We start from the raw sequence: 13287 nt of genomic DNA, 5'->3' as shown, positions 1-13287 counted from the left end.
TCATATTTGAGGATAGTTGTCCTTTTTTGAGGATTGTTCCGAGGATGCCCGTTTATTAAGATATTTATGTACCACAACAAAGTTATGGAGGGTTAAGAATGAAAAGGTTTTTCGCAACAGCAGCAACAGCATGTATGGTACTGGTGAGCGCAGCTTGTACAAGCTCGCCGACGACCGGAACTGGCGCCGCTTCAAGTTCCCCAAGTCCTTTGATCAGTAAAAGCGAAGTTTCCAAGTCTCTTGTCGTGTACACTTCGGCGGCTGCGGATGTCATGAATGTGGTGATTCCCGAATTTGAAAGCAAGACAGGGATTAAGGTAGAGGTTGTAACTGCAGGAACAGGAGAGCTTCTGAAAAGAATCGAAGCCGAAAAGGAAAAACCGCTAGGCGACGTTGAATGGGGAGGCACGATATCGGTCATATCTCCCAAGCAACAGTTGTTTGAACCTTATAAATCAGAGAATGAGAAATCAATTATTGACTCTGCCAAAAACGCTGAGGGATCGATTACTCGAAACAACGTAATTCCGATGGTGATTATGGTAAACAAAAAGCTGATTGGCGATATCAAAATAGAAGGCTATGAGGATCTCCTCAATCCGAAATTGAAAGGTAAGATCGCATTCCCTGATCCATCGAAATCTTCAACAGGATTAACACATATCGCGAACATTTTACAGACAATCGGCGCAGGAAATGAGAGCAATGGATGGGATTACATGAAGAAGCTGACCAAGAATCTGGACGGCAAGTTGATTGCAAGCTCAGCCGCAGTACCTAAGGGTGTTTCTGATGGAGAGTATGTGGTCGGAATCACGCATGAAGAGTTGGCGTCCGCTGCCGTTAGACAAGGATCTCCGGTTGAAGTGATTTATATGAAAGAAGGCGTTATTGTTTCGCCGGCTACTGTGCAGATCATTAAGGGTGCCAAAAATATGGAAAACGCCAAAAAGTTTGTCGATTTCCTCACATCCAAAGATTTACAAACCCTTACGGCAACCAAGCTGAATATGCGCGCTTCAAGGACGGATGTTCAAGCGCCGTCAGGCTTAAAGTCGATTACAGATTTCAAGATCATTAAAGAAGATCTGAAGTATGAACTGGATAACAATCAGGCATGGCTTGACAAATTTAAAGATGTTTATATAAGCAATTAAGCGTATACCCGTATTTCATATCATCTTAGATGAGAAATAGAAGTGCTATACAAGCCTGTAACACAAGTGTTACAGGCTTGTATAGCAAGAGGAGGAAGTTAAGTGAGTGTAGCCATTCATGTTCATAATGTGGTTAAGAAATACGACAGCGGCAAAATCACAATCATCCCGGGCCTTTCCGTTGATATTAAGAACGGCGAGTTCTTCACACTTCTAGGACCGTCCGGCTGCGGTAAAACGACATTGCTGAGAATGATTGCCGGTTTCAGCTCTGTTGAAGACGGAGAGATCCGCTTCGACGATCAAGTCATCAACGAGATTCCGGCCTATAAGAGAAACATCGGCATGGTGTTTCAGAATTACGCCATCTTTCCCCACCTGACGGTAAAGCAAAATGTGGAATACGGCTTGAAGCTTAGGAAACTACCTAAGGCAGATGTTCATAAAAGAACGGAAGAGATTATGGGAGTTGTCCAAATCGATCCCTACAAGGAAAGACTTCCAGAGAAGCTTTCCGGGGGGCAGCAGCAGCGCGTAGCTCTGGCAAGGGCTATTGTCATTCGCCCCAACGTTCTCCTTATGGACGAACCGCTTTCGAACCTGGACGCCAAGCTGAGAGTTGATATGCGTACCGCAATCAGGGATATACAGAAGGATGTTGGAATTACCACCGTCTATGTTACCCATGATCAAGAGGAGGCACTAGCCATATCTGATCGAATTGCCGTTATGAAAGAAGGCACGATTCAGCAGGTTGGAAATCCGAGAGAGATTTATACACGTCCGGCCAATACATTCGTATCGAGCTTCATTGGTCATTCCAACTTCTTCAAGGGAATCATCCGGTTCAAAGGGAATGAAAAACGTGTCGTGTTCCAGAACGGTTATTCGATCAGTATGAATAATTTGGTGGATGATGTGACGGATGGACAGAACGTGATTATTGCCGTGAGGCCCGAACAATTTTCCATTGCGGATACTGGCTTGAAGGCAACAATCAGCAAAAGCACGTTTCTTGGCCAGTATATCAATTACGAGGTAACCTTTCAGGAAGAGATGACGATGGATGCGGGTATGTCCTGCGAATTCGTACAAGATTTGGGCCATGCGAACCAATTTTACGACTTGCATAATCAACTTTATCTGGCTCCAAAGAGTGAGAAAATCAACGTATTTACCGAAGATGGAGAACGGAGCTTAATCAAGGGCGTGAAGAAATATGACTAAATTCAAGATTAAATTTGATTTTTGGACAGCGATAACCTTGTGTTTAGCCCTATTATTCGGCATATTCCTGCTCTATCCAATGTTCTCTCTGTTCGTGAGCGGCTTCAAAAGTCCAACGGATGGCACTTTTACATTTCATCATTTTATCAAGTTTTTCCAGAAAAAGTATTATTATCAAGGGCTGGTTAACAGTTTTTTGATTAGCAGCTGCGTAACGTTTCTTGCGGTTTTGATCGGAGCCCCAATGGCCTATTTAACAACGGCATATAAAGTGAAAGGCAAGAAACTGATTGAGATCCTGATCATCATATCGATGCTATCGCCGCCGTTTATCGGTGCATACTCCTGGGTGCTTTTAAGCGGTCGCAGCGGTATCGTTACGAAATTTTTTCAATTCTTTGGGATCGAGATGCCAAGCATTTATGGCTTTGGCGGCATTTTACTAGTACTGACATTGAAATTATTTCCTTTCATATATCTTTATGTGTCTGGTGCATTGAAGAAGCTTGATGTGTCGCTAAGCGAAGCTGCAGAAAGTCTGGGATGCAATTCGGTTAAAAAAGTATTTACCATCATCTTGCCGTTGATCACCCCCACCTTGCTTGCCGGCTCACTACTTGTCTTTATGAATGCTTTAGCCGATTTTGGCACACCAATGCTAATTGGAGAAGGCTTTAATGTAATGCCGGTTATGATTTATTCCGAATTTATTAGCGAAGTAGGCGGTCAGGCGAATTTTTCGGCGGCAATGGCTATCATCATGGTGTTTGTAACGGCACTGCTATTTATGGGTCAGAAGTATATGATCAATAAAAAATCTTTCACGATGAGCTCCTTAAGACCCGTACAGCCAGCTGCATGGAAAGGCCTTAAAGGGATGCTGGGTCATGTCGCTATTTATTTCGTTGTGTTCTTGGCTATCATCCCTCAGTTGACCGTCGTAGTGACATCGTTCCTGGAAACAAGAGGCTCCAGATTTCTGGCGGGTTTATCATTGGAGAGCTACAGAACGGTGTTAAGAAGTATGTGGCATTCTGTTACCAATACGTATATGTTCGGTCTCATAGCCATTTTCATTATCGTGCTTCTTGGTATGTTCATCGCGTATCTTTCGACCAGAAAGAAGAACCTGCTAACGTCTGCCATTGATACGATTACAATGTTCCCTTATATTTTGCCAGGTTCCGTACTGGGTATAACTCTGCTTCTTGCATTCAACAAAAAGCCGGTGTTGATGAGCGGGACGATAATCATCATGGTCATTGCTTATGTTTTAAGAAAGCTGCCTTACACGCTTCGATCCAGTGCGGCGATTCTGTATCAGATCAGTCCAAGCTTGGAAGAGGCATCCATCAGTTTGGGGTGTTCGCCGATGAAAACCTTCTTTAAAGTTACAGCGGTCATGATGCTGCCTGGGGTGCTTGCAGGGGCGCTCATGAGCTGGATCACAGTCATTAATGAATTATGTGCATCCGTTATCTTGTACACCGGTAGCACAAGGACAATGTCTGTCGCGATATATGCGGAGGTAGTAAAGCAAAGTTATGGAACGGCAGCAGCGTTATCAAGCATCCTTATCGCCACCACCATTATCTCTTTATTGATATTCTTTAAATTAACAGGGAGCAAGACCGTCAGTTTGTAAAGCAAACGAACAAGGTTCAAATAGGCGTTCCTTTGATAAATAAAATAGATAAATGGAGTTGATCATTTGTGGTTAAGGTAACAAAGGTTCGCAGGTCAATCGTTTCACTCATCCTATTGTTTTCTCTCTTGATCAGTACTTTCGGCTATATGCCGCTAGCGCATGCAGAAACAGCAACAGCAATCGACGCATACAGTCTAATCGAAGCAGAGAGCTATAGTTCCAAGTCGGGTACTAATCTTAAAGTCGAAGGCTGCCCCGAAGGTGGTCAGTGTGTGGGCGGCACGAATGATAACCAGTATCTAGTTTATAGCAATATTGACTTTGGTAGCGGTCCTAATGGCGCTGCGGAATTCAGTACAAGGATTTCTGTTAAAGGGTCCAATGCCGGCGGCAATATTGAAGTCAGACTCGACAGCCCGACAGGTACTGTAGCGGGGACGCTTGCCGTTACAACTACTGCTGCAGACAACTGGAATGTATTTCAAACGCAATCTGCGGACTTGAACAATGTTACCGGCGTTCATGACGTATACCTTGTATTAAAGGTGGCGGTGGGAAAAACTTATGTAGCGAACATCAACTGGTTTCAGTTTTCAAAAACGCTAACCAGCATTGCTATTACTACGCCGCCAACAAAGAAGATTTACCGAGTTGGGGACACTCTTGATCTTACTGGCATGGTCGTCACCGGAACTTACATCGACGGAACGACTAGAGCGGAGGAAGTCAGAGCTTCCGATGTGAGCGGCTTCAACAGCTCAACTGCGGTGGACGGTCAAACACTGACTGTCACGGTACGTGGCAAGGCAGCAACGTTTAAGGTTGATATCAAGACGAAGGCGTTGACAAGCATTAAGGTTCCTGCAGCGGTTACAGGTATCATCAACGGAACGGCGCCTACACCTGCGGCACTTGGATTACCTAGCGAGGTCGTTATGGTGACCGATAATGGCAATGTGAATGCATTTGTAAACTGGAACGTAGCTGGCTCAGGTTACGATAGAACGGTAAAAACCGAGCAAATTGTTATGGTACCAGGTACGGTTGTCCTGCCGTCGGATGTATATTCGAATAATGTTCCATTGTCAATAAGCATCAATGTTACTGTTCTTGCTGCTGTTGATCCAAATCAGGATACGAGCTATAAATTTAGCTTTATGGGTTTTTCCGATACTCACGCAATGAAACAAGGCGATAGTCAAGATATTGCGCTTGATAATGCTATGCAGGACGCAATACGCAATAATGCGGGATCCGTCAGCGTTGCTGGCGATATTACCGATTACGGAACAGATGACCAATATAATGTCATCATGAACACGATGAATAAATATCCCCAGGTGGAACGCTATTTTGCATACGGAAACCACGATGTTAGATGGATGGGGGGGATCGAACTTGCGAAAAGCAGATTTCTGACCCATACAGGGATGCCGGGCATTTATTCTGACAAGTGGATAAACGGATACCACTTCATCTATTTGGGGTCGGAGGCTGACGACAAGGACGGGGCCTATATCTCGGAAACCCAGTTAGCATGGTTGAAGGTGAAGATGGCGGAGGATGCAAGTAAGGACAAACCGATATTCTTATTTCTCCACCAGCCATTAGAGAATACGGTGTCAAAGTCGCATTCGACTGATAATTATCATAGCGACGAGGCGCAGGATCAAAAGATTAAGGACATTGTGGGACAATATCCTCAGAGCATATTAATAACTGGTCATTTGCATGACGATATAAGGCTGCCGGGCAACATGTACAACGAACAGTACTTTACCATGATTAGGGATGGAGCTATTATCGCTCAAGGTTCGCCGGGTGCTCAAGGCTTGCTATTTGATATTTATGCCGACAGGGTGGTGATTAACGGAAGGGATGTCAACAAAAGGAGTACGATTGGTTCCTGGACCATCACCAATTTTACGACGGATGCTCTCTCCGCAGATAAGCAAGCACCGACCGTGCCTGCCAACGTCACAGCGAAAGTTGTAACAGACAAGATGATCACTTTGGAATGGGAAAAGGCTACGGATAATTTTAACGGAAATGTAGGCGTAGTTGGCTACGATGTTTATAATGGCTCTACCTTAGTAGGATCGACAACAGGAAATACGAGTTTGAAAGTGACAGGACTGACCGCTAATACGGCCTATTCATTTACAGTAAAAGCTAGGGATGAAGCTGGAAATGCTTCGGATGCAAGCCATGTGTTCAATGTTAACACATTAGCCTACGATCCTATTGCGACGAATCTTGTTCTGAATAAGAATGCCACAGCCAACGGGAATGTGACGGGATTTGATCCGTCCAAGGCGGTCGATGGTTTGACAACAAGCGGTAGCAAATGGTCGTCTTCTACGGACGGTGCCAAATGGCTAATGTTTGACCTTGAGCAGTATTACGACATTGCCAGATGGGTAGTCAAGCATGCGGGAGAAGCCGGAGAGACAATATCGTTGAATACCAAAGATTATAAGCTTCAGGGTAGTCTGAATGGTAGGGTTTGGGTTGACCTTGATGAAGTAGACGGTAACGTTTCCAACAGCACGGACAGGTATATAACGAAGTCCACTGTCAGGTATGTTCGGTTATACATTACAAATGGGCAAAATGCTTTTGAAAATAGTACAGCAAATATTTATGAATTTGCAGTCTATGGGCGGTCCTATGATGGTGAAGATCCGCCGGTTTTAGGTGATCCGAACAAAATTCCCCAGGATCAAATGACGGCATCGGCAACAAGTGAGGAATTAATAGGTGAGAATAACAGAGCCTCCAACGTGCTCGATGGAGACTCAGCTACCATTTGGCATACGAAGTGGGATAAGTCTAATCTGCTGCCGCAATCGATCACATTGAATCTTGGCGGTACTTACGACGTGGATAAAATCAAGGTTCTCCCTAGACAAGGCGGGGGTAACGGTAATATCACTGCCTACAATGTCTATGCGAGTATGGATGGCATCCAGTACACTAAAGTCAACACTGGAACTTGGGCTAATGACGCCACGGAGAAAACAGCAGAGTTCCCGGTGACGAGAGCGTCCTATCTTAAGCTGGAAGCAACCGCAGGGGTAGGTGGATATGCATCAGCAGCCGAGATCAATGTACTTAAAGAACCAAAGAAAGTACCACAGCTTATAAGCATAACAGCGCCAGCTAACCTCACAGGGGTAGCTAATGGAACAGCAAAGTCTGCAGTAGCACTTGGCTTGCCTTCGACAGTAGAATTGGTTACCGATTCAGGAAGCAAGACTGCTAATGTAACTTGGAATGTAGATGCAGCAAACTATGATCCGGCTGTAGAGACGGCACAGACTTTCACAGTCAATGGATCTGTCAACCTGCCCGCAGGTGTAAATCAGAACAACGTAGCATTAACCACGAGCATCAGCGTGAATGTACTGCCAGCTGCGTCATTGCCTCAGTCTACATTGACAGGTTTACAGGAGGTAACTGTCGGCCAAGCATTCGATGTTACGATGGGACTTAGCAACGTCACGCAAAGCGTATACCAGCAACTGAAAGCGCAGGATTTGACGCTTCACTATGATCCAGCGAAGTTGCAATTCGAATCAGTTACTTCGGTGAAAGACGGATTCCAAGTCATCGATCAAAAGGAGACTGCAGCGGGACAAATCCGGATTGTTGCTGCAAGTGTGGGTGCGAACGTACCGTCACAAGGGGATTTGCTCTCATTCAAATTCAAGGCCAAATCTCTATCCTTGGCAACCAATACAACCATTACTGTAGGAAGCGTATTGATTGCGAACGGACAGGGCAATGAGCTGCAGATTGGCGGAGCCTCCAACGAGTTGCAAATAAGGATACCAAGTACACCTGTAGATAAGTCGCTCCTGAATGCGTCGATTGCAAGTGCTCAGACGAAGTACACAGCAGCAGTGGAAGGCAGTGAAGACGGTCTGTACGTGATTGGCTCCAAAGCGCAATTGCAGTCTGCTATCGATACGGCCCGTGTAACAGCCAATAATTCGAACGCCACTCAGCAGCAAGTGGACAGCGCGAAAACAGCACTGGAAGCAGCCATTCAAGTATTTGAAAGCAAGAAAATAAACGCAAATGTCAATGGAGACAGAAGCATCTCTATTGGAGACTTGGCAATTGTTGCAGGGGCATTCGGCACAGAACAAGGTCAAGCGGCTTGGAATGAAAAAGCGGATGTGAATCATGACGGTAGGGTTGATATTGTTGACCTCGCCATCGTAGCCAAAGCGATACTGCAATAAATATGAATATCCAAATGTTTGAACGGTAAGTCCGGGGGGAGATCTATGATCTCCCCTCCGTTATTTATCGTACCGAGGAAAAAAAGGACGGTATCATAATGATGTTTCTACGTATTATGATTGTTTTGCTGTCGATCATGGCAAGTGGGTACTTAATTCCGCTGCAAGCCGAAGCGCATCAACTTAATAAAGGCTACTCGCAAATTACAATTGAAGGCCCTCGAGTAGTCTACGACTTGTTCCTTCCAGAAAGTGGATTGCCTGTTCTCGATACGGATGAAAATTTGCACGTGACTGCGGAGGAGCTGGAAGCCGGCAAGGATCGGCTCGCCGATTACGTGCGGCATTACGTTGAGCTGAAGCGGGATGGTGAAACATTGGCATTTCGCTTCGTTTCGGCAACGCTTTCTGAACGGGCTGAAAATCCAGGTGTTCAGATACGGTTGGAATATACTTCGAAGTTTGTGATTGACAATCTTACGGTTCATTATTCATTGATTTTTGACGATATCGACCCGCAGCACGTGAATTTTCTTACGATTCTACACGGCGACGATGTGGTGGATACTTTTTTTAATGCGGAAACCCGCGAGCATCATTACGAAACCTCGGGCGAGCACGATGCGGGCAGCACGCTCCTGCAATACGCTTGGCTTGGAATGATGCACATATGGACGGGCTATGATCATCTATTGTTCCTTCTTTGCCTGCTTATTGTCGCCACTGGGTGGAGGAATGCACTGGGAATAGTAACAGCGTTCACCGCCGCACACAGCGTCACGCTGCTGCTGACGGCAATGGAAATAATTCGATTTAATTCAAGTGTCATCGAGTGCGTTATCGCTCTTTCCATAGCTTATGTGGCTGCGGAAAATTGGTATATACGTCGGAAAGCGAAGGTTCCCCGTTACCGTTGGCTGCTCACTTTTGCTTTCGGTCTCTTGCATGGGATGGGGTTTGCCGGCGCACTGCAAGAGACAGGATTGCCGAACCGTAATTTTATCAGCTCGCTGCTCAGCTTCAATGCTGGTATTGAAGCAGGACAATTGGCAGTCGTCGCGTTGGTACTGCCTTTTCTCTTGCTATTTCGCTCCCGGAAATGGTTTCCGCCGTTTGCGCTCAGTCTGTCGGCCATCATATTCGTGTTCGGCGTAGTATGGGCGATCGAGCGCATCTAGTAGGCTTGTACGATGCCGATCACCTGAATCCTATTTATGATACAAGCACATTTCAAGCAAAGTTTTTACACATTTTAGGGGCGATATGGATAAAATGGCAGTTAACGGCAAATAGTACGTGGAGTAAGACAAACTTTAATGGATTGAGGGAGGAGGGAGTCAACATGCCAGATAGCCAGTCACAGATGACTCAGACGACATCCGATCGCAATGTGCTTACCGACAAGGAACTCTCCTATGTGAAAGACTTTTTGTCTTGGGAGCTGCTCGCGATGAAGAAATGCAATGATACCGCTAATCGGTGCACGGATCCACAAATAAAAGCTCTTATCAACCAAACTGGACAAAAGCATCTCGACCACTACAATTCGTTGCTCACACTGCTTCATTAGTCGCTTGCGACATCCAAAGGAGGTACAGCTATGAGTCTAGAGCTCGCCATGCCCCAATCGGGACAACTTCCGCAAGTGAAGGGGCCGGAATTAAACGATCGCGATTTTTTAAACGAGATTTTAACAAATGAGAAATATTTGTCCTCCGGGTACAACACGGGACTGCTGGAAATGCAAAATCCGAAGCTGCATGAAACGGTACAAAGCATTTTGAGCGATACGCACAATACCCAGTACAAGTTGTTCAATCAAATGTTTCAAAAGGGCTGGTACAAAATGAAAGTCGCGGATCAACAGGAAATTCAGCAAACGAAAACGCAATTTACGAATTATCAAACGCAGTTTCCGACGTTTCATTAATGAAATAAACGGAACCGTTGCACTGGCGTGCAGTTGGTTCCGTTTTTTAATTTTTTTAAAATGGGATCAGCCGCTAATACTTATCCTGAAAAAGTTGTAATTTATGTTTTAAAAGCGAATAAAAGTGATGATTTGGGGCTATACAGATATTAATTTGTTAAATGAAACATGGTTACGAAATTTGTAAGAAACGGCTGCCTTAGAAGTGCAAAAGCTAGCATTGCTTGTAAATCAAAACTAAGGAGCATATTCATGAAATTTACTCGATTGTTAATCCGGTCGTCTAAGAGTAGATCTTCAACAGAGATGCCGACCGGGAAAGACTCAATTCAATCAAATCTTAAACAAAATATACAGAAAGTGAAAGAAGATCTCGGCAACAGTTCGGATATTATCTTCCGTGAGATACCCCTTAGCCAATCCGGTGGGTTAGTCATGGGACTTATTTACACGGAGGGTTTAACGGATCAAAAAATAATCAATGACTTTGTTGCGGAAACGGTCATGATGGACTTAACGAATCAACCCGAGTATCTGTCATCTCCCTCAGGGCTGTTTCAGAGGTTGAAGGATTTGGCCCTCACGATCGGCGGTATCAAAGACGTAACTGACTTTGATACATTGTACAACTCGGTTTTATCCGGAGAAGCAGTTATATTGTTAGACGGATATGAACAGGGAGTAGCTGTCGGCGTACAGGGCTGGAAGGACAGAGGGATCAACGAACCAACGACCGAATCTACGGTCCGCGGACCTCAGGAAGCGTTCTCTGAAACACTGCGTACGAATACCGCCTTAATTAGACGCAAAATTAAAGACCCGAATCTATGGTTGGAATCTAGACAAATCGGACGGGTGACCAAAACCGATGTTGCCATCATGTTCATCAAAGGGATCGCGAGCGATGAAGTGATCGAGGAAGTCCGTGTGCGTTTAGACCGGATCGATATCGACAGCATCCTGGAAAGCGGATATATCGAGGAATTGATTCAAGACGAAACGTACACACCTTTTCCGACGATTAAAAACTCGGAACGGCCGGATGTCATTGCAGCCGAATTATTGGAAGGAAAAGTCGCAATTCTAGTCGATGGAACCCCGTTTGTTCTTGTCGTTCCAGCGTTGTTTGTTTCCTTCTTGCATGCCGCGGAAGACTATTATCAACGTGCGGATATAAGCACGCTAGTTCGCATCCTGCGCTATATTGGGATCTTTATCACGTTACTGGCTCCATCGCTGTATATCGCGATAACGACATTTCACCAAGAAATGCTGCCTACACCCCTGGTGCTTGGTTTGGCGGCTCAGCGGGAAGGCGTTCCTATACCTGCCTTCATCGAAGCGCTAATCATGGAGGTAGCTTTCGAGGTATTAAGGGAAGCTGGTCTTCGCATGCCAAGAGCTATCGGTCCTGCCGTATCCGTCGTAGGAACCTTAGTTATTGGACAGGCAGCCGTCGAGGCGGGCATTGTATCGGCTGCGATGGTCATCGTCGTTGCCATAACAGCGATTAGCAGCTTTATTTTTCCTTCGTACAGCATGTCCAACACCTTTCGCATGCTTCGCTTCCCCATGATGGGGCTGGCAGCTTCCTTCGGACTATTTGGGATTTTTGTCGGCATCATTGCTATTTTACTGCATGTGTGCAGTCTTCGCTCATTCGGAGTTCCCTATATGAGTCCTTTTGCGCCCATGATACCTGTTGACCAGAAGGATGTTATTTTCCGTTTTCCCCGTTGGGCCATGTTTACCCGCCCTCGCCTGATCAGTCAGAAAAATATAACTCGTGGGCAAAAATCACCGCCACAGAAACCTAAACCGCGACGAAATTAAGGGGCTACTGCAGTAATCGGTCAAAGGAGTTGTGAGACATGAAACGAGGAGCATTCCTCTTACCATTTGTTCTGATTCTGCTCATCGTCATGACCGGCTGTTGGAGTCGCCGCGAGCTTAATAACCTCGCCTTTGCTGGCGTGATCGGCATCGATAAGGCAGGGGATGATTTTGAGGTTTCCGTCCTAGTCATGGATCCGAATGCAGCATCCGCAAAGAAACAGAGCAGCGGCCGATCGCCGTCCGTACTCTATCATGCAAGAGGAGAAACGGTGCCTCAGGCCATCCGGAGAATGTCGGAGGTTACGCCTCGGCACCTCTACTTTTCACATATTCGGATGCTTATTTTCGGCGAGCAGCTTGCGAGGGACGGCATCCGCGATACGCTTGACTTCCTGTCGAGAAACAAGGAGATCCGAACGGACTTTTACTTTGCCATAGCGAAGGGAACGACAGCAAGGGAACTATTGGGAGTGATTACGCCACTAGAAACACTCTCCGCGAATACGATGTTTGGTACTCTCGAGGTGTCCAGAAAAACATGGGCACCAACCGTTCCTGTCCAATTGGATAGTCTGATGTCTGATCTAATCAGTGAAGGGAAACATCCCGTGTTGAGTACAATCCAGATATTGGGAAGTTATAAACAAGCAGCAAGTAAGAACAATCTAGAAAAGGTAGATACTCCCGGCATGTTGCATTACACGGGACTGGCAGTCATGAAAAAAGACAAATTGCTGGGCTGGCTTAATGAAGAGGAAAGCAAGTCATATAACTATATCGAGGATAAAGTGCAGCGTACCATCGGAGTTGTGGGATGTCCCGACGGAGGTAACATATCCGCCGAGGTGATCCGCTCGAAAACGGAAGTGAAAGGAAAAGTTGTTCAAGGAGAGCCACAAATTAGTATGCATATTCGAATCGAACAAAATATCCAGGATGTAGAGTGCAAGATCGACTTTACGAAACAGGAAACGATTGACGAATTGGATAAGAGGGCAAATCAAAAACTTGAAGCCATGATAAAGCATACGATCGAAAGCGTACAAAAGAAATACAAAGTCGATATTTTCGGTTTTGGCGAGGTTATTCACCGTGCCGATCCCAAGGCATGGAAGAAGCTGAAAACAAATTGGGACGAAGAGTTCACCAACCTGCCAGTTCAAGTAACAGCGGATGTCAAGACCCTCCGATTAGGAACCGTTTCTAATTCGGTCCTGCAGCAGATGAAGGAGTGATCGG

General features: G+C 45.6%; 9 protein-coding genes. All 9 read left to right on the top strand.

Annotated elements, in window-relative coordinates; genetic code table 11:
* The first annotated feature begins 98 nt into the window (after positions 1–98).
* Entirely contained in the window at positions 99–1157 is a 1059-nt protein-coding gene (locus tag L6I86_RS02490; RefSeq protein ID WP_236284333.1) for an ABC transporter substrate-binding protein, read from the top strand.
* A 102-nt stretch (positions 1158–1259) separates the two neighbouring features.
* Positions 1260–2384, top strand: a complete 1125-nt coding sequence (locus L6I86_RS02485) for an ABC transporter ATP-binding protein (RefSeq protein ID WP_236284332.1) — start codon at positions 1260–1262, stop codon at positions 2382–2384.
* Positions 2377–4029: an ABC transporter permease gene (locus L6I86_RS02480; RefSeq protein WP_236284331.1), complete on the top strand. Its 1653-nt coding sequence runs from the start codon at positions 2377–2379 to the stop codon at positions 4027–4029. The genes L6I86_RS02485 and L6I86_RS02480 overlap by 8 nt, the downstream gene beginning before the upstream one ends.
* A gap of 68 nt (positions 4030–4097) precedes the next feature.
* The gene (locus L6I86_RS02475; RefSeq protein WP_236284330.1) at positions 4098–8282 is read left to right on the top strand and encodes a discoidin domain-containing protein; all 4185 of its coding nucleotides are present in this window, start codon (positions 4098–4100) and stop codon (positions 8280–8282) included.
* Between the two features lie 98 nt (positions 8283–8380).
* Positions 8381–9460, top strand: coding sequence for a HupE/UreJ family protein (locus L6I86_RS02470; protein ID WP_236284329.1), 1080 nt, complete (start codon positions 8381–8383; stop codon positions 9458–9460).
* A 164-nt stretch (positions 9461–9624) separates the two neighbouring features.
* A complete protein-coding gene (locus L6I86_RS02465; protein ID WP_236284328.1) occupies positions 9625–9852 on the top strand; it encodes a hypothetical protein in 228 nt (75 codons plus the stop codon).
* 30 nt (positions 9853–9882) lie between these two features.
* Positions 9883–10212 (top strand): spore coat protein, encoded by a 330-nt coding sequence (locus L6I86_RS02460; RefSeq protein WP_236284327.1) that lies wholly within the window; start codon positions 9883–9885, stop codon positions 10210–10212.
* Between the two features lie 252 nt (positions 10213–10464).
* The gene (locus tag L6I86_RS02455; protein ID WP_420851829.1) at positions 10465–12045 is read left to right on the top strand and encodes a spore germination protein; all 1581 of its coding nucleotides are present in this window, start codon (positions 10465–10467) and stop codon (positions 12043–12045) included.
* Between the two features lie 38 nt (positions 12046–12083).
* Positions 12084–13283, top strand: a complete 1200-nt coding sequence (locus tag L6I86_RS02450) for a Ger(x)C family spore germination protein (RefSeq protein ID WP_236284326.1) — start codon at positions 12084–12086, stop codon at positions 13281–13283.
* Positions 13284–13287 lie beyond the last annotated feature (4 nt).

Source organism: Paenibacillus allorhizoplanae, assembly GCF_927798215.1.
Taxonomy (GTDB): domain Bacteria; phylum Bacillota; class Bacilli; order Paenibacillales; family NBRC-103111; genus Paenibacillus_E; species Paenibacillus_E allorhizoplanae.
The sequence above is the reverse complement of the archived record's forward strand: the minus strand, read 5'-3'. Positions and strand labels throughout refer to the sequence as shown.

Bases quoted from the DNA above. Each gene is read 5' to 3' on its own strand.
- L6I86_RS02490 (WP_236284333.1), top strand. From the start codon at position 99: ATGAAAAGGTTTTTCGCAACAGCAGCAACAGCATGTATGGTACTGGTG.
- L6I86_RS02470 (WP_236284329.1), top strand. From the start codon at position 8,381: ATGATGTTTCTACGTATTATGATTGTTTTGCTGTCGATCATGGCAAGT.
- L6I86_RS02460 (WP_236284327.1), top strand. From the start codon at position 9,883: ATGAGTCTAGAGCTCGCCATGCCCCAATCGGGACAACTTCCGCAAGTG.
- L6I86_RS02480 (WP_236284331.1), top strand. From the start codon at position 2,377: ATGACTAAATTCAAGATTAAATTTGATTTTTGGACAGCGATAACCTTG.
- L6I86_RS02455 (WP_420851829.1), top strand. From the start codon at position 10,465: ATGAAATTTACTCGATTGTTAATCCGGTCGTCTAAGAGTAGATCTTCA.
- L6I86_RS02450 (WP_236284326.1), top strand. From the start codon at position 12,084: ATGAAACGAGGAGCATTCCTCTTACCATTTGTTCTGATTCTGCTCATC.
- L6I86_RS02465 (WP_236284328.1), top strand. From the start codon at position 9,625: ATGCCAGATAGCCAGTCACAGATGACTCAGACGACATCCGATCGCAAT.